This is a genomic window from Kribbella sp. NPDC059898 (assembly GCF_042730855.1).
Lineage (GTDB): Bacteria > Actinomycetota > Actinomycetes > Propionibacteriales > Kribbellaceae > Kribbella.
This window is the reverse complement of record NZ_JBHWKR010000009.1, coordinates 313,691-335,129: the sequence shown is the minus strand read 5'-3', so window position 1 is coordinate 335,129 and position 21,439 is coordinate 313,691. Positions and strand designations below refer to the sequence as shown.

Genomic DNA, 21,439 nt, shown 5'->3' with positions numbered 1-21,439 from the left:
ATTACCTTTGCTAAATAAAAACCCAGAACCAGGGGCTGGTATTCCCGGGCCGCTAGAGTTCCGGGCATGAATGGCCAGCTGGAGCGGTACGAGCAGCGGTTCCGGCGCGCGGGGCTGCCGCTGTTCATCGAGGACTTCTCGCCGACGCACGACATCTTCACGCGGGCGGCGCCGCTGCTCGTGGTGGTGTTCGGAGTCGAGATGCTCGGCGCCACGTCGCTGGACTGGCACTGGTGGCAGAACCTGCTGGCCGCGCTGGGCGGTCTGGTCGCGCTGGTGGTCGGGTTCGGCCTGCTGAACCGGTTCCGCGGGCGCCCGTTCTGGTCGCTGCCGACCCGCTTCGGCATCCCCGAGCTGGCCGTGTTCGTGTTCCTCCCGGCGCTGCTGCCGGTGGTCACCCAGGAGCAGGTCCGCCAGTTCTTCGGCATCGCGCTCGGGAACCTGGTGCTCGTCGGCATCGTGTACGTCGTGGTCGGCTACGGCCTGATCGCGACGATGTACTGGGGTCTGCGGCGGCTCGCGAGCGAGCTCGGGAACTCGGTGGCCAGCCTGGTCCGCGCACTCCCGCTGCTGCTGGTCTTCTCCCTGGTCCTCTTCGTGACCGCGGACATGTGGCAGGTCTTCGGCGGCATGCCGACCGCGTTCATCGTGCTGCTGATGGTCGCGTTCACCGCGCTGAGCACGCTTTTCCTGCTGATCCGGCTGCCACACGAGGTCGACGCGATCGAGCGCGACGCCGGCTCCGGACCGCCGCTGCGCCGCAGCCAGCGGATGAACCTGAGCATCAACCTGGTGATCCGGCAGTGGATGCAGGTCCTGGTCGTGAGCGCCGGCGTCGGCCTGTTCTTCATCGGGTTCGGGATGCTTGCGATCAGCAAACACGTCTACGACCAGTGGGGCGTGACGCCCGGCTCCTGGTCGTACGACATCACGTTGATGCACCACCCACTGCTCGTCAGCGCGTCGCTGGTGAAGGTCGCGGTCGGGATCGCGAACTTCACCGGTCTGTACTACTCGATCGCGCTGCTCACCGACTCGACGTTCCGCACCGACTTCCTCGACAACGTCAGCGCGGAACTCCGAGACCTGTTCACGGCGCGGACGGAGTACCTGGCGCTGCGGGAGTCAAATGGGCTGACAGGAAGCCCAACTCGTAGTGCGTGAGGCTTGAGGTGTCGGCCATGTGGGTGGCATTCGACAACGGCAGGACCTGGTGCGGGCGGCCGGCCGCGGTGAGTGCCGCGGACAGCCGGAGCGTGTGCGCCACGAACACGTTGTCGTCGGCAAGCCCATGGACCAGGAGCAGCGGACGGCGGAGGTCAGCGGCGTACGTCATCAGCGACAGGCGGTCGTAGACCTCGGGGTTCTCGTCCGGGTGCCCGAGGAACCGCTCGCGCCAGTGGGTGCCGTACAGGCGCTGGTCGGCCGGTGCGGCGCCCGCGACGGCGACGTGGAAGTCGTCAGGACGGAGCAGTACGGCGGCCGCGGCGAGCAGGCCGCCGTAGCTCCAGCCGCGGATGCCGACTCTGCTGAGGTCCAGGGCGCCCGTCTGCTCCGCCGCAGCGTGGAGCGCGGTGACCTGATCCTCGAGCGGCGCCGTCAGGTTGTCGAGGTGCACGGTCTTCTCCCACGCCGGCCCGCGGCCCGGCGTACCACGGCCGTCCGCGATCACGACCGCGAACCCGTGCTCCGCGAACCACTGCGCGGTCGCGAACGCCCCGCTCGACCGGCGCATCACCAGCTGCATCGCAGGACCGCCGTACGGCGCCATCAGCACCGGGAGCGTGCCGCCCTCGTACCAGGACGGGAGGAGTACGGCGGTCCGCAGTTCGCGGTCGCCCGCGCGCAGCCAGGTGATCCGCGGCGTGACGACCGGCTCGGCGGCCCGGGAGTCGATCGTCCGCTCCGGCTGACCGTTGCGGCGTACGACGAAGGACCGGCGCGTCTCGGTGTTCGACTCGACGAGGAGGGTGTCGCCCGTGCGACTCGCGGTGTGCGTGCCCGGTACGTCGGTGAGCCGGCGGAGCGTGCCGTCGTACTGCCAGACGTGGCTCTCCGTCGGCTCGTCGCTCGCCTCGAACAGCACCGCCTCCCCGGTGACGTCGAGGACACCGCGGAGCTGCAGGCCGGCCGGCGTGACCGGTACGCCGGCGATCGTCAGCCGCCGGGTTTCGCCGTCGTCGACGGGGTGCACGAGCTTCCCGGACGCCGTCCGGGCGGGGGTTCCGTAGATCAGCTCGACCCACGCCGGGTCCCGCTGCTCGTGCAGGAGCTTCGTCACGCCGGTGTCCGGATCGCCCGCGAGGACCTGGAGCGTCCGTTGGTCGCGGGACTGTACGGCGAACAGCGGGCCGTGCGCGTCCCACGTCACCGCGGTCAGGTACTCGTACGCCGCCCGGTCCCAGCGCAGCTCGACCGACCCGCCGGTGAGGTCGAACGCGTGCAGCGTGACGATCGCGTTCGGCGTACCGGCCGCCGGGTACGCGACCTCGCGGGGCGGCCGGTCCGGGTTCGCCGGGTCGGCGATCCACCAGCGCCGCACCGGCGTCAGGTCGACGCGGGCCGCGAGCAGCCGGGTGCCGTCCGGCGACCACCAGTGCCCGCGGGTCCGGCCCATCGACTCCGCGGCCTCGTGCTCGGCAAGGCCCCAGCCGACCTCGGGGTCGTCGTCCGCGGCCACCGCCACGTCGTTGCCGTCGGCAAGATCCACGACGTGCAGCTCGCGGCCGGTGACGTACGCGACCCGGCGGCCGGTCGGGTCGATCCGCGGGTCCACCACCCGGCCCGCGGTCCAGATCTCGCGGGGCAGCGCGTCCAGGCCGTCGAGGTGGTACAGCACGCCCTGGAGCGCGAAGACGAGCTGCCGGGCGGTCCGGTCGGCGGAGTACGCGACGATGCCCGACGTCCGTTCGCGGGTGCGTTCCCGCCGTACCCGCTCCGCCTCCGGGAGCGAGCCGTCGGCGTGCAGGTCCTCGGGCGCGACCACGAGCTGTTCCTCGCCGTTCGCGGTGAGTTGCCACAGGCAACTGGTGCGGTCCTCCGGGCCGGTGGTCCGGAGGAACAGCACATGCTCGTCACCGAGGGTGAAGGACCTGGGCAGGCCGTGGGTGAAACGGCCGGTGCGTACGGATTGGGCGGGGAAGTCCTCGAGCGGGTCCACTCTGCTCAGGTTAGCCAGTCGGTCAGCGGGCCGATCGCGAAGTACACCACGAACAGCGCCGAGACCACCCACATCAGCGGGTGCACCTGGCGGGCCTTGCCGCGGACCAGCTTGAGGATCACGTACGAGACGAAGCCCGCGCCGATGCCGGCCGAGATCGAGTACGTGAACGGCATCAGCACGATCGTCAGGAACGCCGGGAACGCGACCTCGACGTCGTCGAAGTCGATCCCCTTCACCTGCGTCATCATCAGGAACCCGACCAGGATCAGCGCCGGCGTCGCGGCCTCGTACGGCACCAGCGTCACCAGCGGCGCGACCACCATCGAGATCAGGAAGCAGATCCCGGTGACCACACTCGCCAGCCCGGTCCGCGCCCCTTCACCGACACCGGACGCCGATTCGATGTACGACGTGTTGCTGGACACCGAGGCGGCGCCGCCGGCCGCGGCCGCGATGCTGTCCACGATCAGGATCGCCTGCGACTTCGGCGGGATGCCGTCCGCGTCGTTCAGCCCGGCCTCGGCGCCGATCGCGGTCATCGTGCCCATCGTGTCGAAGAAGTCCGCGAGCATCAGCGTGAAGATCAGCAGGATCGCCGACACCACCCCGATCTTCCCGAACGAGCCGAACAGGTTGAACTCGCCGATCGTGTCCAGGTTCGGTTTCGTGAACCATTGGTCCGGCAGCTTCGGCACGCTCAGGCCCCAGCCGCCCGGGTTCTTGTCCGTGCGGGCGCCGATGGTGCCGATCGCCTCGACGACGATCGCCAGCACGGTCGCGGCCAGGATGCCGATCAGGATCGCGCCCTTCACCTTCCGCGCGTACAGGATCGCGATCAGGATCAGGCCGAACACGAACACCAGCACCGGCCAGCCGCGCAGGTTGCCGCCGACACCGAGCTCGACAGGCGGGCCGGAGAGCGCGGCGGGACGGCGTACGAACCCGGCGTCGATCACACCGATGAACGCGATGAACAGGCCGATGCCGACGCTGATCGCGACCTTCAGCTGCAGCGGTACGGCCTCGAAGACGGCTTTCCGGAAGCCGGTGAGGACCAGGACCAGGATGATCAGGCCCTCGAGGACGACCAGGCCCATCGCGTCGGCCCAGGTCATCTTGGTCGCGACCGAGAACGCGAGGAACGCGTTCAGGCCGAGGCCGGTGGCCAGCGCGAGCGGGAAGTTCGCTACCACGCCCATCAGGATCGTGACCACGCCGGCGACCAGCGCGGTCGCCACGGCGATCTTCGCGATCGCCGCCGCCGGGTCGGTCCCACCGCCGACGAACTGGCCGGAGCCGTCCTTGACCGTGCCGATGATCAACGGGTTCAGCACGACGATGTACGCCATCGTGAAGAACGTGACCAGCCCGCCACGGATCTCGCGCCCGAGCGTGGATCCGCGGTCACTGATCTTGAAGAACGAGTCGAGTGGACCGTACAGGGAGCGGGCCGACGTGGCCTGGGGCGAGCTCATGATCCGCATAGTGCCAGTTCCTACCGGGCAGTTGCGAGCACTTACGTCAAACCGTTGCGGTTAAGCTGGGGGCGTGACCGAGGAGGCTGGATCCAAGAAGCGCACGGACCCGACGAGCCAGTTGGCGCGCGGGGAGCTGGTGCATGCCGAGGTCAAGCCGCTCGACCTGTCCGGCATCCCGAGCGTGATCACCGGGATCGCACTCTGGGTGGTCGCGTTCGTCGTACTGCTGATCTTCCGGAGCCAACTGAAGGACAACGGCCTCGACTGGTGGCTCTGGGTCCCCGTCGCCGGTTTCGTCCTCGGCCTGATCGGCCTCTGGTACTGCAAACGCCGCTGGACCGCCATCCAAGCCGGCCACCGCCCCGCCACCGAAGACTGAAAGGTCAGTCCTCGGACGGAGCCAGTTCGAGGGTGTCGTAGCCGGTGGTGTCGAAAGCGTGTTCGGTGGTGGGGTGGTCGGGGGACTCGACGGTGGCGTCGGAGTGGGCGCCGCAGCCGTAGTCGTAGGCGACGACCCGGGCCTCGCCGGGGGCCATTTCGTTGGCGCAGACGCCGAAGGCCTGGCCGAGGCTGTCGGCGAGGCGGATCCAGTAGCCGCAGGAGTGGCACTTGTACGGGACCGCCTGGGCGATCGCGGACGACGGGCCGAAGTCACCGGCGTACCAGCGTTCCGCCGCCTCCTCGCGGCCGAACGGCGACAGCACCCGCTCGCGGCCGAGGCCGAGCTCCTCGACCACCGTGAGGACGTCCTCGGGGGCGTCCGTGGTGTCGGTGAAGCCGGGCTCCAGACGCGGGTCGTCCGGGAGTGTCGGGAACAGGTCGCCGGGACGCAGGTCGCCGGGCTGGACACGCTCCGACCACGGGACCCACTCCGGCGCGACCACCGCGCCGTCGCCGGGGAGCATCACGACCTCGTTGACCGTGACGGTCTTCGCCCGGGACGCGCGGGTCAGCGTGACGGCCCAGCGCCAGCCGCGGTACCCGGGATGCGCGGAGGCGAAGTAGTGCGTGACGAGGCGCTCACCCTCGACCAGATGACCGAGGTGTTCCCCGATCTGGGCGGCGCCTGCTTCGGCGATCGCGGCCTCCCGGGCCGGTTCGACCGCCGCGACGCAGACGGCGTCGGGCTTGGCACGTGCCGCATCCGGTGCTTTGACGGGAGTCACAATCGCCCATTCTCGCACGCCTCCCGCCGTACGCCGAACCGCCCGCGCAACCCGGTTCGTACGCGCGGTGCCTGCGGTCTGTCCCCGGGAAGAGGCAGGATGGTTCCATGCACTCCCCCGACCCGTCCGACCCGAACGCCCGCGAGAACCGCGGAGCGGCCACCGGTCGTGGCCACGAGCCGGGAAACGGGCGCGAGCGGTCAGGTGGGGGTTCCGGTTCGCGGGGTGGTGGCAAGTCGGCCGGCGACCGGTTGGGGGACGCTCGAGGGCGGGTGGGGAGTGCGGGGAAGAAGGTCGGGCACGCCTCGAAGGTCGGCGCCGAAGGGGTCGCGTCGGCGTCCCGGAAGGCGGCGACGGCCGGCGGGAAGTTCGGCCGGGCGACCGGGCGGCGGATCCGCGGGCTGACCGGCGCGCAGGGTGCGGGCGAGTCCGGCCTGTCCCGGCTGATCGAGCTCGGCGCGGTGAACGCCGCCGGTGACACCGCGTTCGCCGTCTCGCTGGCCGGGACCGTGTTCTTCACCGTGCCGAGCGACCAGGCGCGGGACCGGGTCGCGTTGTTCCTGCTGCTGACGATGGCGCCGTTCGCGTTGATGGCGCCGCTGATCGGCCCGATCCTCGACCGGTTCCGGCACGGCCGCCGGTGGGCGATCGGCGCCACGCTCGGCGCCCGCGCGTTCCTGGTCTGGGCGCTGGCGTCCTCGATCACCAGCCAGAACTCCGTCTGGCTGTACCCGGCGGCGCTCGGCTGCCTGGTGGCCTCCAAGGCGTACGGCGTCACGCGCGCGTCCGCCGTACCGCGGCTGCTGCCGAAACAGATCACGCTGGTCACGGCGAACTCCCGGATCTCGCTCGCCGGTGTCGCCGGCGGGGCGATCGGCGCCGGGCTCGCGGGCGCGTTCGCCGCGATCGGCCCGCAGTGGTCGCTGCGCTGGGCCGCGCTGGTGTACATCGTCGGCCTGATCCTCGCGATCCGGCTGCCGAGCGCGGTCGACTCCCCCGCCGACGCGGAGGTCACCGGTACGGCGGGCCGGGACGCCCGCAGGCGCGCGATCACCGCCGCGGTGGCGCGCGGGATCCGCTGCAACCTCGGGCTGCGGTTCGTGTCCGGGTTCCTGACCATGTATCTGGCGTTCCTGCTCCGCGACCAGCCGATCAGCGGAGTGAAGGGCGCGGTCGCGGCCGGCGCGGTGATCGCCGCGGCCGGGATCGGCAACAGCCTCGGCACCGTGCTCGGATCGTTGCTCAAGGCCCGTAAGCCGGAGGGCGTCGTGCTCGTAGTGCTGCTCGCGGACGCGGCGGTCGCGATCGCGGTCGCGGTGCTGTACGGGCTGCCGATCCTGGTGGCGCTCGGCCTGGTCGCCGGGTTGTGCAGCTCGCTCGGGAAGCTGTCCCTGGACGCGATGATCCAGCGCGACGTACCGGAGTCCGTGCGGACGTCGGTGTTCGCGCGCTCGGAGACCGTGCTGCAGCTCGCCTGGGTGATCGGCGGCGGGTGCGGGATCGTGCTGCCGCTGATCCCGCGGCTCGGGTTCGGGTTCCTCGCCGGGGTGCTGCTGATCGTGGTCTTCCTGGTACTGCGGATGCGCCCGGCGCCACACCCGACCGAAGGACCGCTGCGTCCCGGCGGGCTCGGTGGTCCGCGGACGGACGGCCCGCATCATCCGCACCGGCAGGCGCCGTACGACGAGCACCCGGAGAGCACGTCCCGCACCATCCTCAGCGTCGCCGAGGAACGCGCCAACCGCGCCCGCCGCTCCACCACCGAGGACGAACCCACCGTGGAGTGGCGGACCGGCGCCCCCGAACAACCCGTCGGCCGCTGGTGGAGCGGCCAACCGGAAGAAGACGAGAACACCACCGAAGAGCCGGCCCCCTGGTCCGAAGAACCCACCGAAGAACGCAACCCCTCCCCCTTCAAACGCCGCCCCAACACCCCTCGCCGTCCACCCCGCTGAGTGGGGTCAGGCGGTGGGAACCAAGTCCGCCTCCTCGGTAGCCGGTTCCTCGGCGGGCTTGGTGCCGTGGAGGGTGAGGGTGGTGGCTACCGCGGTGGTCAGGAGGAGGATCGTGCCGACCAGGGCGACGACGTTCATGCTGTGGGTGAAGGCGTGGCGGGCGGTGGTGAGGACTGTGCCGGCGAGCTGGGCCGGGAGGTGGGCGGCTGCGGCGGTGGCTGCGGGGAGGCCCTCGCGGACGGCGCCGGTGGCGCCGGCGGGGAGGTCGGAGCGGTAGACGGCGGTGCCGATCGAGCCGAGGATCGCGATGCCGAGCGCGCCGCCGAACTCCGAGCAGGTCTCCATCACGGCGGACGCCGACCCGGCCCGCTCCGGAGCGACCGAACCGACAACGGCCTCGGTCACCAGCGTCATCACCATCACCAGGCCCGCCGCGAGCAGACCGGCCCCGACCAGCGGGACGGCCAGCGACGAGTCGACGTGCACCTGGGTGAGTACGCCGTACCCGGAAGCCGCGAGTACAAAGGCCCCACCGATCACGTAGGCCCGGTCGAACTTCCCCGCCAGCGCGGTCGCCAACGGTGCAGCTCCACCGACGAGCACCGACGGCGCGAGTGACCACAGCGCGGCCTTCAGCGGCGACAGCCCGTGCACCAGCTGCAGGTACTGCGTGAGGAAGACCGCGTTGCCGACCAGCGCCAAGGTCCCGATCGTGTTCGCGGCCAGCGACCCGCTGAACGCCCGGTTCCGGAACATCGACAGGTCCACCATCGGGTGCTCCGCGGTCCGCTGCCGCCGTACGAACAGCACCCCGAACACCAGCCCGGCAACAATCGCGACCACCGGCAGCGCGGAGACACCGTTGGCCGCCAGCTCCTTGATCCCCCAGATCACCGGCAGTACGGCGGCCAGTGACAGCACCGAGCCCAGCAGGTCGAACCGCCCGCGCACCGGCGCCTTGAACTCCGGCAGCAGCACCGGCGCGAGCACGAGCAGCAGCACCATCGCCGGGGTGTTGATCAGGAACACCGAGCCCCACCAGAAGTGCTCCAGCAGGAACCCGCCGAGCACCGGCCCGAGGGTGATCCCGCCCATCATCACCGCGCTCCAGAACGCGATCGCCTTCTGCCGCTGCTTGGCGTCGTGGAACATGTTCCGGATCAGCGCCAGCGTCGACGGCATCAGGGTCGCGCCGCCGATGCCGAGTACGGCGCGGGCCGCGATCAGCTGCTCGGGGTTCTGCGCGTACGCCGCGGCGACGGAGGCAAGGCCGAACCCGAGCGCGCCGAACAGCAGCAGCTTGCGGCGGCCGATCCGGTCGCCGAGCGAGCCCATCGTGATCAGCAGGCCGGCGAGCACGAAGCCGTAGATGTCGAAGATCCACAGCTGCTCGGTCGCGCTCACGCCGAGGTCGGCCGAGATGAACGGCACCGCGAAGTAGAGAACCGAGACGTCCATCGAGACCAGCAGCAGCGGCAGTGCGAGCACGCCGAGCGCGATCCACTCCTTGCGTCCCGCCCGTTCGTTCGTACCCATGACGACCCCTCCGGTTTATCTGTCTACGCCGCACACTGTGTGCGCCGTACACAGACCATGACACATGACTGTCTATGCTGTAAACAGATAGAGTGGAAATCATGGAAGAGCTACCGAGGGTCCTGCAGCAGCTCTGGGGTTTCGAAGGGCGCAGCAGGCCAGGCCCCAAGCCGGCGTTCCACATCAGCGACATCGCGCGGGCCGCGATCAAGCTGGCCGACGCGGGTGGGCTGCCGGCGGTCTCGATGAGCAAGGTGGCCGCCGAGCTCGGCTTCACCACGATGTCGCTCTACCGGTACGTCGACGCCAAGGACGACCTGTACGTCGTCATGCTCGAACACGCCTTCGCCGAACCACCGGCGCTCAACCCGGGGCAGAGCTGGCGCGAGCAGGTGACCACCTGGGCGACGGCGTTCCGTGACGGGCTCCGCGAGCACCCGTGGATCCTGCAGATCCCGATCGTCGACCCGCCGCTGTCACCGAACCAGCTGGCGTGGATGGAGTCCGGGCTGGCAGCGTTCGACGGCACGCCGCTGAGCCCGCAGGACAAACTGTCCGCGATGCTGCTCGTGAACATCTACATCCGCGGTACGGCGCAACTCACCGCGAACATGCGCACCGAACCGGACGACGTCCGCGAGGCGGACCGGCTCTACACCCGGCGCCTGACGATGCTGGCCACCCCGGACCGCTTCCCCGGCATCGCGGCCACGCTGGAGCAACCAGAGGACGACGTGTACGCGGGCGACTTCGACGCGGCGGAGTTCGGCTTCGGGCTGGACACCGTGCTGGACGGCATCCAGTTCCGGATCGATCGATTGGCCGGCTGAGCTCAGACGTCGAGCTTGTCCGCGACCCCGCGCAGCACGGTCGCGACCTGGCGGGCGGACTTGTTGTCGGGCTGCCGGCCGTGCCGGTAGCCCTCACCGATCCGGTCGAGGAGTTTGATCAGGTCCTCGATGACGACCTGCATCTCCTCGGGCTTCGGCCGCATCGCCTTGGCCACCGACGGCGGCGGGTCGATCAGCCGGACCTGCAGGGCCTGTTCGCCCTTGCGGCCCTCGACGACGCCGAACTCGACCTTCTGGCCCGGCTTCAGGTTGGTCACACCCGACGGCAAGGCCTCGGCGCGGACGTAGACGTCCCCGCCCTCCTCCTTGCTGAGGAATCCGAACCCCTTCTCGGAGTCATACCACTTCACCTTGCCAACGGGCACGGGAACCTCTTCAGTCGTCAATGTGGGTAATCGAAAACCAAGCGTACGTGAACCGGCGCAACCGCGCCTCCGGGAAACTACCTGATCCGGCAGCGTCCCGCACCCCTCAAAGGTTTCGGTACTTTTCGGGTTCCGGCAGCCGTTCGTTCATCGACCCGGAGCGGAATCCGCGCGGGTCGACCTGCGCGGTCGCGAACCCTTCCGCGACGACGGCCGCCACCAGTTCCCGCTGGTCGACGCGATCGAGCAGCGCCGCGTCGATCTCGATCGAGGCGCTGTCCCCGAGGTCACGGACGCGGACGTTCTCGACGCCGTACGACGACAACCTCGTCCGGACCGCCTGCTCGGCGCGGTCGACCCGGGCGAGCAGGTTCGGGGTGATCCGGATGCCGTACGCGATCCGGCTCGACAGGCAGGCCGCGGCCGGCTTGTCGGACGTCTCCAGTCCCCAGCTGCGGGACGCCGTACGGATCTGCGCCTTGGTCAGCCGGGCATCGCGCAACGGCGTCAGCGCGCCGCGTTCGAAGGCGGCCCGGATGCCCGGGCGGAAGCCGGCGATCGCGTCGTCGGCGTTGGTCCCGGTGCCGATCGCGGTGATGCCGAACTCGTCGGCGATCGGCTGCAGCGTCTCGATCAGCTCGGCCTTGCAGAAGTAGCACCGGGCACCCGAGTTCGCCTGGTACCCCTCGCGCTCCATCTCGTGCGTGTGCGGAGTGACATGCCGTACGCCGAGGCCGTCCGCGAACCGCGCCGCCGGCTCCAGCTCGGCTGACGGGAGCGACGGCGAGATCGCGGTCGCGGCGATCACGTTCGCCGGGCCGATCGCCCGCGCCGCGGCCGCCAGCAGGAACGCCGAGTCGGCGCCGCCGCTGAACGCGACGACCATCTTGTCGTACGACGACAGCCGCCGCATCAACGCCTCGAGCCGCTGCTCCAGCACGTACTCCTCGAGCCACGCCGGGAACTCGGTCAGGTCGTTCAGTACGACGTCGGCGCCGTACGCGCGCAACTCGTCCGCCGTGAACGGCCCGGTCGCCACCGACACCGCGATCGCGCCCGCGGCGTGCGCGCCGTCGATATCCGCGGTGTGGTCACCGACGAAGACCGTCGCGCCGTGCTCACGCAGCGCCGTGCCCTTCTCGGCCCCGTGCAGGTCGCCGACCGGCTCGTCGACGTCCAGGCCGAGGTGCTCCAGGTGCAGCCGGACGGACGGGGCGTACTTCGCGGACACCACCATCGTGCGGCCGCGGAGCGCGCGGATCGCGGCCAGCGACTCGGCCACACCCGGGAGCGGCAGGCTGCCAGAGATCGCGTGCGACGGGTAGTGCTCGCGGTACCGCGCGACCATCGCGTCGACCTGCTCCGGCGGGAACCAGTTCGCCATCTCCCAGGTCAGCGGCGGCCCGAGCCGGCTGACGACCAGTTCGGAGTCGATCGGTACGCCGGTCTCCGCGGCCAGCAGGTCCCACACCACCTGGATCCCCGGCCGCGAGTCGATCAACGTCATGTCCAGGTCGAACCCGACAACCAACTCCGGCACATCGGCGGTATCAGGGGCAGGTTCAAGAGCGGCGGTCGACACACCCCCACACTACGTGACCCGTCACGCACCCGGTCTCGCATCCCGAAACAACCCCAAAGTCTACTAATTCAGTTGGATTATTGAACTTAACCGACCGTGAGGGAGCGAACCATGACCGTACAACTGCAGGCACCGGAGATCACCGTCAACAAGGTGGGCGGGGCACTCGGGGCAGTGATCGGGAACGTCCAGCTGGGCGGGGACCTGGCGGCGGAGACCGTGGCGGCGATCCGGGCCGCACTGCTGGAGCACAAGGTGATCTTCTTCCGGGAGCAGCAGCACCTCGACGACGCGGGTCAGCTCGCGTTCGCGAAGCTGCTTGGTACGCCGACGCTCGCGCACCCGACCTCGCGGAGCCTCGACGGGGCCGCGAACGTGCTGCCGATCGACTCCGACTACAGCAAGGCGAACAGCTGGCACACCGACGTCACGTTCGTCGACCGGATCCCCGCGATCAGCCTGCTCCGGGCGGTCAGGCTCCCGGCGTACGGCGGCGACACCACCTGGGCGAACACGGTGACGGCGTACGCGAATCTCCCGCGCGCGCTGCAGGCGCTGGTGGATCGGCTGTGGGCGGTGCACAGCAACGTGTACGACTACGCGGGGCACGCCGACGAGGGGCGGATCGGCGGGGTGGACGTGAAGTACGAGGAGCACCACCAGCAGTTCGAGTCGAGGCTGTTCGAGACCGAGCACCCGGTGGTCCGCGTACATCCCGAGACCGGTGAGCGCTCGCTGATCCTCGGTCATTTCGTCCGGCGCTTCGTCGGCCTCAGCTCGACCGAGACCACGGCCCTGTTCCAGCTGCTGCAGAACCGCGTGACGAACAACGACAACACCGTCCGCTGGCACTGGCAGCCCGGCGACCTGGCGATCTGGGACAACCGCGCCACCCAGCACTTCGGCGTCGCCGACTACGACGACCTGCCACGCCGGCTGCACCGGATCACGCTAGCCGGCGACGTCCCGGTGAGTGTCGACGGGGTCCGCAGTACGTTGCGCACCGGCGACGCCTCGCACTACTCCACGCTTGACAGCTGACGACACACTGTCCGGCCTCTTGACATCGGGAGCATTTTTGTAAACCCTCGTCCGCATGGACTCGTTTGCCGACCGGACCAAACGCCGCCTTCGTGACGAGTTGCTGGACGCTGCACAGGACGCCATCGAGACAGGTGGGTACGACGCGCTCCGGATGGCGGAGGTCGCTCGTCGGACCGGGGTGTCCCGGCAGACCGTGTACAACGAGTTCGGCGACAAGTGGGGCGTACTGGAGGCCGTCGCGGCACGCGAGACCGAGCGGTTCCTGCTGGATGTGAACACAGCGCTCGCCGAGGAGTCCGACCCGATCGACGGCCTCCGGGCCGCGGTCGAGCGGGCACTCACGCTGGCCGGGGAGACCCCGCTGGTGAAGGCCGCGCTGAGCCAGCCGGGATCGGACCAGGCCAGTCAGCTGCTGACGACACGGGGACAGCAGGTGCTGGAACTGGCACACCTCCGGCTGGATGCCCATGTCAGGGAGCACTGGCCGGAGGTACCAGCGGAGGACGCGACCAGCTGCGTCGACGTCGCACTGCGCGTCGTCATCAGCCACATCGTCACCCCGGGCCCTCCCCCCGCGGTGGTGGCGGCGCAGCTGGCCCGCGTCCTCTCACCCTTCCTCGCCGAGTCTCGGAGGCTGCACGTATGACGAATCCACTGCACCGGCAGGGTTTCAGTTCCTTGAAGTCTGGTGGCTTCAACTGGGACGCCCTGCCGCTCAGGCTCTTCGACAAGGGCAACCGCAAGTTCTGGAACCCGCGCGACATCGACTTCAGCCAGGACGCGAAGGACTGGCAGGAGCTGAACGACAACGACAAGGACAACGCCCTGATGCTCTGCTCGCAGTTCATCGCGGGCGAGGAGGCGGTGACCGAGGACCTGCAGCCGTTCCTGCAGGCGATGTCGGCCGAGGGGCGCTTCGGCGACGAGATGTACCTGACGCAGTTCTGTTTCGAGGAGGCCAAGCACACCGCGGTCTTCCGGCTCTGGCTGGACGCGGTCGGCGTCACCGAGGACCTGCACCGGTACGTCGAGAACAACCCCGGGTACCGCGCGATCTTCTACGAGGCGCTGCCGGTCGCCCTGAAGTCGCTGGCCGACGACCCGTCGCCGTCCAACCAGGTGCGCGCGTCGGTGACGTACAACCATGTCGTCGAAGGAACGCTCGCCCTCACCGGATACCACGGGTGGAACTTGCTCTGCACGTCTCGCGGCGTTCTGCCCGGCATGCAGGAGCTGATCCGGCGGATCGGCGACGACGAGCGCCGGCACATGGCCTGGGGCACGTTCACCTGCCGCCGGCACGTCGCCGCCGACGAGTCGAACTGGAAGATCGTCACCGACACGATGGAGGAACTGCTCCCGCACGCGCTGACGCAGATCCAGTGGGCGATGGACAACTCCCCCGAGCTCCCGGCGGAGATCAACCCGACCGCACTGATGACGTATGCCGGCGACCGCGCCACCCGCCGCCTCGGCGCGATCGAGTCGGCAGTCGGCGCGGACGTCGCCGGGATCGACCTCGACTACTCGCCCGAAAAGCTCGAGGACACCTTCGGCGACGAGGACTCAGCCGCCCTCGCCGCCGTCCGCTGACAGGTCCTGTCCGGTCAGCGCGGGCAGCCCCAATCCCGCGAGAAGTTTGCGGAATTGGTCACGGCTCTGCGGGCCTAACGACAGGAGGTGTCGGTGGCAAGGTAGTGCACCTGAGCGTCGTCGCGTCGACGCGTACAGTGTCTCGCTGGTGCACTACCTGTCGATCGGTCCCATCAGCCGAGGCGCGCGTAGAGGTCGAGGTGCGCCTGGGCTGCGGCAGACCAGGTGTAGCTGCCGGCGACCTTGCGGCCCAGCTCCGCCCGAGTGCGGTCCGCTGTGCGCAAGGCTTCGGCCAAAGCGGTCGGGCCGGTTGCGTACGTCGCCGCGTCGCCGAAGATCTCGTGGAACACCGGGAGATCCGACACCACCAGCGGCACGCCGGCCGCCAGCGCCTCCAGGGGCGCGAGACCGAAACCTTCCTTGGCCGACGGGAACGCGAACACCTCGGCGCCCGCGACCAGGCTCGGGAGCTGCGCGTCGTCGACCGTGCCGAGCACGACCGGCTCGACACCGAGCTCGGCCGCCCGCTCGTCCCACGCGGTGCGGTAGCCGCGGTAGTCGAACAACGTCTCCCCGCCCGCGACCACCAACCTCAGCTCCGCCGTCCCGAGCCGGGCGTAGGCCTCCAGGAGGTCGAGGGAGCCTTTGCGCGGCTCGATGCCGCCGACGGTGAGCACGTACCGGCCGAGTCGCCGGCGCCACCTGCCGACGGCCGCCCCGTCCGCCGCGGCGGCCGCGAACCGCGCGGCGTCCACGCCGTTCGGGATGACTGTTGCCTTGAGCCCCCAACCGGCGAGCAGTTCACCGGCGACCGCGGTGGACACGCAGACGTGCGCGTACGGTCGTACGATCGCACGTTCGTGGCAGGCGGCCAGCTCCGGCGTGGTGAACCGGTCGAGGTGATGCACGGTTCGGATGCAGCGCCCGGCGGCGTTCGCACTGATGCAGTCCTGGGCGTGCACGACGTCGTACCGCGATCCGTCGAAGGCGTCCCGCAGTACGGCGATGAACCGGAGGATGCGCGCGCCGACGCCCTCACCGGGCCGATCCGGGAACGGAACCAGCGACAGCCGCACCCGCGGGTCCACCGGCCGGAAGAACCCCTCGTCGCCACCACGCGCGAGCGACCAGACGGTGACGTCGGCACCCGCCGCCGCGAGTGCCTCGGCGAGGTAGAGCGTGTGCACGACACCGCCCCGGGGTTTGGTCGAATAGCTGAGCAACGCGATCCGCATCAGTAGACCTCCGGCCGGCGCTCGTCGAGGTGGTGCAGCACCCGCCGCGCGGTCTCGAGCTCGGCCCGTACGTCGACGTCCGCGATCGCGATCCCGGCCTTCGACCAGGTCCGGGCGACGATGTCACCGCCCGGGCCGACCACCTTGGACTGGCCGAGGAACCGCAGGCCGCCGATCGAACCGGTCAGGTTGGACGAGACCAGCACCACCTGGTTCTCGGCGGCGCGCGACCGGTCGTAGAGGTCGAACAGCCGCGACTGGCGGTCCTCGTTCATCCGCGCCGCCCGGTTGGTGATGCTGGTCGGCCACGCGCACAGGCAGGCGATCAGGTCCGCGCCGTCCACCGCCAGCGCACGGGCCGCCTCCGGGAACGTCTTGTCGTAGTCGATCATCATGCCGATCCGGCCGGCCGGCGTGTCGAACCCGGCGAATTCGTTGCCCGCGGCAAAGATCGCGCGCTCGCCCGGTGGCTGGTGCACCTTGCGGTGCCGGCCGAGGATCCCGTCACCGGTGACGCACAACGCGGTGTTGTAGCGCTGCGCACCGTCGCGCTCGCAGAAGCCGAAGCAGACCACCATCTCGCCCGCCATCGCGATCACCTTGGAAATCAGCGGATCGTCGAGGGTGAGCGCGGGTGGGAGGTCGTCGAGCGCCGGGTTGCTCAGGTCGTCGAGGTACCCGCCGAGTACGGCGTCGGGCAGTACGAGCAGCTGCACCTCGTCGCGGCGGCCGTGCCGGATCAGCGCCTCGACCCGGGACAGGTCGAACTCGAGATCCCGCGTGAACCCCGCGGCCACCGCTCCGATCTTCAGGCCCATGCCGGCTCGTACGCCTCCGGGCGCCGGTCGCGCAGATGCCCCATCGAGCGCCGGGCCAGCTCCAGCGCCTGCCCGACGTCCAGCTCGGCGATCGCCATCCCTCCGGTGACGCCGGTGTCCGCGAGGATCTCGCCGCCCGGGTCGACAACCTTGGCGCTCGCCACGAACCGCAGCGAACCGAACGTGCCGGACTGGTTCGCCGACAGCCAGACCACCTGGTTCTCCAGCGCCCTGGCCCGGTCGAACAGGTCGAACCGCCGCTTCCACCGGTCCTGCGCCAGATCCGGATCCGGGTTCGTCCGCGCTCCGGGCCAGGCCGACATACACACGATGATCTGCGCGCCGTCCAGGGCCAGCGTCCGGGCTGCCTCCGGGAATGCCTTGTCATAACAGATCATCAGGCCCAGCCGCCCGACCGGGGTGTCGAACGCCTCGAACCGGTCGCCCGCCGCGTAGTGCTCGTCCTCCCGCAACGGCTGGTGCACCTTTCGGTGCTGCCCGAGTACGCCGTCACCCGTCACGCAGACCGCGCTGTTGTAGATCAGTCCGCCGGCCGCTTCGGCGTACCCGGCGGTGACGACCATATCGCCGGCCAGCCGCGCGAGCCGCCGGATCTCGGGGCTGTCCGGCGTGAAGGCCGGCGGCGGCTCCGCCGTGCCGTCGAGGCTGAGCAGGTACCCGCCGAGAGTGCCTTCCGGCAGTGCGAGCAGACGTACGCCGGCCTCGCGGGCCTGCCCGATCAGGCGCTCCACCCGGGCGAAATCCGCCTCCAGGTCGCGGTCGAAGTTCGCGGCCACCGCCGCCATCCTGAGCGTCATGCTGCTCCCATCCCGGTCACGCCGGCGGTCAACGCCGGGGTGACATCGCCGTCCGGCCAGCGCAGTACGACGCCTTGGCCCGTGGTCAGTTCGCCGCAGATCGCGCTGGTTGCCGGGCCTGCATCCAGCTCCCGGGCACCCGTGGTGAGCATCGCGAAGCCGGGGAAGCAGGTCAGCCAGTCCCCCATCGATGCCATCGAGGGCTTCGGTATGTCGGAAACGTCGAGGACCGCCCCACAGCCGGACGCTTCGGCGAGCATGCCCAGCGTGCCGACAACACCCGCCATCGACACATCCTTCGCCGCTGACGGTTGCGCGCGGCCCACCGCGGCTGTCATTGCCTGCAACTCGTCAGGTTGCCGATGGGTGGTCGAGTCCCATTGCCGTCCGGCGTACCCGGGTCGCCAGCTGCCACCGAGGTCCACGGTCAACCGGACCTGCTCACCCGGCCGTCCACCGCCACCGGCCACCGGCCGTGCGGTCCGGCCCAGCGCCGTGACGCTGAGCGCCGCCGGTACACCGAGCTGTGTGTGGCCGCCGAGGATCGGTACGCCGTACGCCTCCGCCGCCTTCTTGAGTCCGCGCAGCACACGTTGAGCGCTGGCGGCGTCGCGTGCGCCCAGAGCGTCCAGCAGGCCGACCGGTACGGCGCCCATCGCGGCGAGATCGTTGACGTTCACCAGCACCGCGCACCAGCCGGCCCATTCGGGATCGCGCTCGACCATCGCGGGCAGAATCGCGTCACAGGCCGCAACCAGGTCACTGCCCGGCACGGGTGCCCCGTCGTCGCCGACGTACCCGGCCGGCCCGATCCCTTGCAGCAAAGGGCCCAGCTCGCCCTTCGTGGTCGCAGCCAACCGAGCGATCCGCCCGATCGGCCACCGCATCAACACATGCGGTGTCTCCGCAACCGTCACCGGCCTGACGGTGTCCCAACCAAGCCGCTGAAAGAACCGCTGAGTCCCAAGCTGCACAGTCGCGTCAAACCGCACAGCACCAGTCGCCTCGGCCCGGGCACACGCAGCCCGCACCAATGCAGCTCCCACTCCCCTAGTCGAGGGAGCCGCCACCAGGCGGCCGCCTTGCCACCAGCCGATGTCAGGCTCTGGCGTTGCCGGCCCCAGCCGAACACCACCTATGACGGTCCCGGTGTGATCCCTCGCTGTCAGAACGACCGTCCGTGGGTCGTCGTCGCGGTCGTCGAGGTCGGTGTGGCCGAAGAGGCCTTGGTGTTCAACGAAGGCCTGGTGCCTCAGATGGTGGTAGGTACGACGGGCCGCGACGTCTGCTTCCTCGATCAGGAACGGCGGTGCCGGGTCGCCGAGGAGGGCGTGGACGTCGGCCGCACGCATCACACCAGCCGTCTGAACCAGCGCCGCAGGGCCGGCCGTCGTACTCATGCGCCGGCCGCCGACAACAAGCTGCACGCACCACAGGCCGCACAGCCGGCGCCTTGGTCCGCGCCCCGCATGTCCGCCTCCGCAAGCAGCGCGGCAACCCGGGCCGTCACATCACGGACCACGGCGGGATCCGGGGCCGTCACTCCATCGGCCCGGGCGAGCGTACCGAGCATCGGGCGGAGCGGTACGACGAACGGGTACACCCCGCGCTCGATCAACCGGCCGGCCCCGGCGACCAGCTCGTCCGGGTCCTCCCCGAGACCGATCAGCAGGTACGTCGACACCCGGTTCCGCCCGAACACCCGGACAGCCTCGTCCCACGCTGCCTCGTACTCGGCCATGCTGACGGTCGACTTCCCCGGCATCCACCTCCGCCGGACGGCGTCGTCCAGCGCCTCGACGTGGATGCCGATCGAGGTCGCACCGGCGTCGCGGAGCTCGGTCAGTACGGACAGGTCCCCGGGCGGCTCGATCTGGACCTGGATCGGCAGCCCCGGTACGGCGGCCAGGACCGCCGTGACCGACCGGACCAGGTTCCGGGCGCCCCGGTCCCGGCCGGTCGTCGTACCCGTCGTCATCACCATCTGCGTGACGCCGTCGAGCAGGACCGCCGCCGCGGCGACCTCGGCCAGCTGCGCGGGCGTCTTCGCCGCGATCGTCGCCCCGGCACGCAACGACTCCTCGATCGAGCAGAACCGGCACCGCGTCGACTCGTCGTACCGGATGCAGGTCTGCACCACCGTGGTCGCCAGCACGTCCTTGCCGTGCAGCAAGGCGATCTGGCGGTACGGGATGCCGTCGGCCGTGGTCAGGTCGTAGAACCGCGGTCTGCGGACCGGCTCGACCGACAGCCCGAGATCCAGCCCGTTGCGGAACACCGCGCCGTCCCGAACCTGATAGGGGCTGTCAGCAACTATCGGGAGGGTCGCGTTGGCGCCGTCGACGACCAGGTGCCCGTCGTCGCTCGGCCCCGCGCCTTTGGTGCGGCTGACGGGGGCATCCACCTGCACGCCGTACACGGCCAGTTCGGCCCTGACTGTCAGCGAATCGGTGCCAACACTCATCGGACGTACCTCTCAGAACATATAGGTCGAGTTGATGATGGCGCCCTTGCGGGCGTAGTGGATCAGCGCGTCCTGTACGTCCAGCGGGTGCGTCGGGATCACCCCTTCGATCAGGTCCTCCTCGCGGGCGCCGTGCAGCGAGAGGCCGAACCGGCAGCAGTACACCTTGCCGCCCTCGGCGATGAACGTCTTCAGCGACTCGTTGATGTTGTGCTCACCGGGGAAGGCCGAGTTGCCGGTCGTCGGGAAACCGCGGGTGGCCAGGCAGTTCAGCGAACCCGGGCCGTAGAAGTAGATCGCGGACTCGAATCCCTTCCGTTGTGCCCGGGTCGCCTGCAGGATCGCGACGAAGCTCACCGAGGACTCGTGCGCGATGCCGTGCACCAGGGTGAAGTACGTCTCGCCGTCCTCGGCCTGGTAGTCCGGGAACACCTTGGTGCCGCCGTAGATGCTGGAGCCCTGGGGCAGCGAGGGGTGCGGGATCTCCTCCAGGCTCTTGGTCTCGAGGTCGGTCAGTTCGGCGGTTTCGGGCATGTCGTTCGCTCCTTGGATCAGTCGTACAGGTGGGAGAAGGTGCGGTGGAACACGTGGCCGGCGAGTTCGCCGTCGCCCATCGCGGCGCGGATCCGGGCGAGTTCGCCGGCGTGGTCGCCCCACGGCTGGTCGCTGGCGAACAGCACCCGGTCGTGCCCGGTGCCGCGGCGTTCGATCTCGGCGGCCAGCCAGCCCGGGGCGAAGCCGATCGCCCAGGACAGGTCGGTGTAGATCTGCTTGCCGGCCTCGATCCAGTCGAAGAACCGGGAGCCGATCAGTTTGATGTGGCCGCTCATCCCGCCACCGAAGTGGACCAGATGCAGCGGCACGTGATCGGCGTACGTCTCGACCAGGTGACCGATGTGGTCGATGTCGGACGCGGCGCCGGGTGACGTGTGCACGTGCACGACGAGGCCGTGGGTGCGTGCGGTCGCGAAGATCTCGTCGAGCTGTGGACGGACGGCGTCGTCGGTCGGGTGACCGCCGAGCAGGAAGCTCAGTTTGAGCGCCCGCACGCCGGGTTCGGCCGCCAAGGTCAGCGCCTTCGCGGTCAGCTCCGCGTCCTGCGGCCGGGGCGAGACCCACAGGCCGGCCCGGATCCGGTCGTCCCGGGCGGCCGCCTCGACGACGAGCTCGTTGAAGCCGAAGGAGACCGCGACGTCGGGGACACCGTAGTTTGGGATCACCAGCGCTCGCTCGGTCCGCTCGGCGTCCAGGTCGGCGATCAGCTCACCGATCGTCGCCCGCGCGGTGATGTCGGGGTTGACCGGAGGGCCGCCGTAGAAGGGATACGCCGGAAGTACGCCGAGGTGGCGGTGGGCGTCGCAAACACGCATC

Annotated in this window: 20 protein-coding genes; 7 read left to right on the top strand and 13 right to left on the bottom strand. The window is 69.9% G+C overall.

Translation table 11 applies throughout. The annotated features are described in order from the left end of the window. Positions 1-66: 66 nt before the first annotated feature. Positions 67-1,164, top strand: a complete 1,098-nt coding sequence (locus tag ACFV9C_RS27875; RefSeq protein ID WP_380198234.1) for a hypothetical protein — start codon at positions 67-69, stop codon at positions 1,162-1,164. Here ACFV9C_RS27875 and ACFV9C_RS27870 read toward each other — a convergent pair. Continuing rightward, complete coding sequence (locus ACFV9C_RS27870) at positions 1,091-3,160, bottom strand: prolyl oligopeptidase family serine peptidase (RefSeq protein ID WP_380198231.1); 2,070 nt, start codon at positions 3,158-3,160, stop codon at positions 1,091-1,093. The genes ACFV9C_RS27875 and ACFV9C_RS27870 overlap by 74 nt on opposite strands. Before the next feature lie 5 nt (positions 3,161-3,165). Continuing rightward, positions 3,166-4,638, bottom strand: a complete 1,473-nt coding sequence (locus tag ACFV9C_RS27865; RefSeq protein WP_380198228.1) for an NCS2 family permease — start codon at positions 4,636-4,638, stop codon at positions 3,166-3,168. 73 nt (positions 4,639-4,711) lie between these two features. Between ACFV9C_RS27865 and ACFV9C_RS27860 the strand changes: the two genes are divergently transcribed. Further along, positions 4,712-5,020 carry a DUF2530 domain-containing protein gene (locus tag ACFV9C_RS27860; RefSeq protein WP_380198226.1) on the top strand — a complete coding sequence of 103 codons (309 nt, stop codon included), beginning with the start codon at positions 4,712-4,714 and terminating at the stop codon, positions 5,018-5,020. A gap of 4 nt (positions 5,021-5,024) precedes the next feature. On the opposite strand, the gene ACFV9C_RS27855 is transcribed toward ACFV9C_RS27860, so the two are convergent. Further along, the gene (locus tag ACFV9C_RS27855; RefSeq protein ID WP_380198223.1) at positions 5,025-5,807 is read right to left on the bottom strand and encodes a DUF3027 domain-containing protein; all 783 of its coding nucleotides are present in this window, start codon (positions 5,805-5,807) and stop codon (positions 5,025-5,027) included. Positions 5,808-5,914: 107 nt separating this feature from the next. On the opposite strand from ACFV9C_RS27855, the gene ACFV9C_RS27850 reads away from it, so the two are divergent. Continuing rightward, positions 5,915-7,762, top strand: a complete 1,848-nt coding sequence (locus ACFV9C_RS27850) for an MFS transporter (RefSeq protein WP_380198222.1) — start codon at positions 5,915-5,917, stop codon at positions 7,760-7,762. A gap of 6 nt (positions 7,763-7,768) precedes the next feature. Here the strand turns inward: ACFV9C_RS27850 and ACFV9C_RS27845 are convergent, their stop codons facing one another. Continuing rightward, on the bottom strand, positions 7,769-9,298 hold the full coding sequence (locus ACFV9C_RS27845) for an MFS transporter (protein ID WP_380198221.1): 1,530 nt from the start codon (positions 9,296-9,298) through the stop codon (positions 7,769-7,771). A 101-nt stretch (positions 9,299-9,399) separates the two neighbouring features. On the opposite strand from ACFV9C_RS27845, the gene ACFV9C_RS27840 reads away from it, so the two are divergent. After that, positions 9,400-10,128, top strand: a complete 729-nt coding sequence (locus tag ACFV9C_RS27840; protein ID WP_380198220.1) for a TetR/AcrR family transcriptional regulator — start codon at positions 9,400-9,402, stop codon at positions 10,126-10,128. A 2-nt stretch (positions 10,129-10,130) separates the two neighbouring features. Here the strand turns inward: ACFV9C_RS27840 and ACFV9C_RS27835 are convergent, their stop codons facing one another. After that, positions 10,131-10,514, bottom strand: a complete 384-nt coding sequence (locus tag ACFV9C_RS27835; protein ID WP_380198218.1) for a cold-shock protein — start codon at positions 10,512-10,514, stop codon at positions 10,131-10,133. Between the two features lie 106 nt (positions 10,515-10,620). Beyond that, complete coding sequence (gene larE / locus ACFV9C_RS27830; RefSeq protein WP_380198216.1) at positions 10,621-12,096, bottom strand: ATP-dependent sacrificial sulfur transferase LarE; 1,476 nt, start codon at positions 12,094-12,096, stop codon at positions 10,621-10,623. 111 nt (positions 12,097-12,207) lie between these two features. On the opposite strand from larE, the gene ACFV9C_RS27825 reads away from it, so the two are divergent. From ACFV9C_RS27825 to ACFV9C_RS27815, 3 genes are read left to right on the top strand one after another with little or no spacing between them, the layout of a single operon-like run. Then, positions 12,208-13,137 carry a TauD/TfdA dioxygenase family protein gene (locus ACFV9C_RS27825; protein WP_380198215.1) on the top strand — a complete coding sequence of 310 codons (930 nt, stop codon included), beginning with the start codon at positions 12,208-12,210 and terminating at the stop codon, positions 13,135-13,137. Positions 13,138-13,192: 55 nt separating this feature from the next. Further along, complete coding sequence (locus ACFV9C_RS27820) at positions 13,193-13,786, top strand: TetR family transcriptional regulator (RefSeq protein WP_380198213.1); 594 nt, start codon at positions 13,193-13,195, stop codon at positions 13,784-13,786. Next, on the top strand, positions 13,783-14,733 hold the full coding sequence (locus ACFV9C_RS27815; RefSeq protein WP_380198211.1) for a R2-like ligand-binding oxidase: 951 nt from the start codon (positions 13,783-13,785) through the stop codon (positions 14,731-14,733). Before ACFV9C_RS27820 ends, ACFV9C_RS27815 begins: the two co-directional genes overlap by 4 nt. A 173-nt stretch (positions 14,734-14,906) precedes the next feature. On the opposite strand, the gene ACFV9C_RS27810 is transcribed toward ACFV9C_RS27815, so the two are convergent. The 7 genes from ACFV9C_RS27810 to ACFV9C_RS27780 are packed head-to-tail and all read right to left on the bottom strand — an operon-like array spanning position 14,907 to position 21,438. Further along, a complete protein-coding gene (locus ACFV9C_RS27810; RefSeq protein WP_380198209.1) occupies positions 14,907-15,968 on the bottom strand; it encodes an MSMEG_0565 family glycosyltransferase in 1,062 nt (353 codons plus the stop codon). Further along, positions 15,968-16,786, bottom strand: coding sequence for a carbon-nitrogen hydrolase family protein (locus ACFV9C_RS27805; protein WP_380198207.1), 819 nt, complete (start codon positions 16,784-16,786; stop codon positions 15,968-15,970). The genes ACFV9C_RS27810 and ACFV9C_RS27805 overlap by 1 nt, the downstream gene beginning before the upstream one ends. Continuing rightward, entirely contained in the window at positions 16,777-17,604 is an 828-nt protein-coding gene (locus ACFV9C_RS27800; RefSeq protein WP_380198205.1) for a carbon-nitrogen hydrolase family protein, read from the bottom strand. Before ACFV9C_RS27800 ends, ACFV9C_RS27805 begins: the two co-directional genes overlap by 10 nt. After that, complete coding sequence (locus ACFV9C_RS27795) at positions 17,601-18,956, bottom strand: MSMEG_0567/sll0787 family protein (protein ID WP_380198272.1); 1,356 nt, start codon at positions 18,954-18,956, stop codon at positions 17,601-17,603. Before ACFV9C_RS27795 ends, ACFV9C_RS27800 begins: the two co-directional genes overlap by 4 nt. Positions 18,957-19,000: 44 nt before the next feature. Beyond that, complete coding sequence (locus tag ACFV9C_RS27790; protein ID WP_380198203.1) at positions 19,001-20,068, bottom strand: MSMEG_0568 family radical SAM protein; 1,068 nt, start codon at positions 20,066-20,068, stop codon at positions 19,001-19,003. Positions 20,069-20,080: 12 nt separating this feature from the next. Next, entirely contained in the window at positions 20,081-20,602 is a 522-nt protein-coding gene (locus tag ACFV9C_RS27785) for an MSMEG_0572/Sll0783 family nitrogen starvation response protein (RefSeq protein ID WP_360379116.1), read from the bottom strand. 17 nt (positions 20,603-20,619) lie between these two features. Beyond that, positions 20,620-21,438, bottom strand: a complete 819-nt coding sequence (locus tag ACFV9C_RS27780) for an amidohydrolase family protein (RefSeq protein ID WP_380198199.1) — start codon at positions 21,436-21,438, stop codon at positions 20,620-20,622. Position 21,439: the final 1 nt, after the last annotated feature.

Excerpts from the sequence above, each read along its gene's own strand:
- ACFV9C_RS27875 (WP_380198234.1), top strand. The coding sequence starts at position 67 with ATGAATGGCCAGCTGGAGCGGTACGAGCAGCGGTTCCGGCGCGCGGGG.
- ACFV9C_RS27865 (WP_380198228.1), bottom strand. The coding sequence starts at position 4,638 with ATGAGCTCGCCCCAGGCCACGTCGGCCCGCTCCCTGTACGGTCCACTC.
- ACFV9C_RS27850 (WP_380198222.1), top strand. The coding sequence starts at position 5,915 with ATGCACTCCCCCGACCCGTCCGACCCGAACGCCCGCGAGAACCGCGGA.
- ACFV9C_RS27845 (WP_380198221.1), bottom strand. The coding sequence starts at position 9,298 with ATGGGTACGAACGAACGGGCGGGACGCAAGGAGTGGATCGCGCTCGGC.
- ACFV9C_RS27840 (WP_380198220.1), top strand. The coding sequence starts at position 9,400 with ATGGAAGAGCTACCGAGGGTCCTGCAGCAGCTCTGGGGTTTCGAAGGG.
- ACFV9C_RS27825 (WP_380198215.1), top strand. The coding sequence starts at position 12,208 with ATGACCGTACAACTGCAGGCACCGGAGATCACCGTCAACAAGGTGGGC.
- ACFV9C_RS27820 (WP_380198213.1), top strand. The coding sequence starts at position 13,193 with ATGGACTCGTTTGCCGACCGGACCAAACGCCGCCTTCGTGACGAGTTG.
- ACFV9C_RS27815 (WP_380198211.1), top strand. The coding sequence starts at position 13,783 with ATGACGAATCCACTGCACCGGCAGGGTTTCAGTTCCTTGAAGTCTGGT.
- ACFV9C_RS27810 (WP_380198209.1), bottom strand. The coding sequence starts at position 15,968 with ATGCGGATCGCGTTGCTCAGCTATTCGACCAAACCCCGGGGCGGTGTC.
- ACFV9C_RS27805 (WP_380198207.1), bottom strand. The coding sequence starts at position 16,786 with ATGGGCCTGAAGATCGGAGCGGTGGCCGCGGGGTTCACGCGGGATCTC.
- ACFV9C_RS27800 (WP_380198205.1), bottom strand. The coding sequence starts at position 17,604 with ATGACGCTCAGGATGGCGGCGGTGGCCGCGAACTTCGACCGCGACCTG.
- ACFV9C_RS27795 (WP_380198272.1), bottom strand. The coding sequence starts at position 18,956 with ATGCGTGCGGCCGACGTCCACGCCCTCCTCGGCGACCCGGCACCGCCG.
- ACFV9C_RS27790 (WP_380198203.1), bottom strand. The coding sequence starts at position 20,068 with ATGAGTGTTGGCACCGATTCGCTGACAGTCAGGGCCGAACTGGCCGTG.
- ACFV9C_RS27785 (WP_360379116.1), bottom strand. The coding sequence starts at position 20,602 with ATGCCCGAAACCGCCGAACTGACCGACCTCGAGACCAAGAGCCTGGAG.
- ACFV9C_RS27780 (WP_380198199.1), bottom strand. The coding sequence starts at position 21,438 with ATGCGTGTTTGCGACGCCCACCGCCACCTCGGCGTACTTCCGGCGTAT.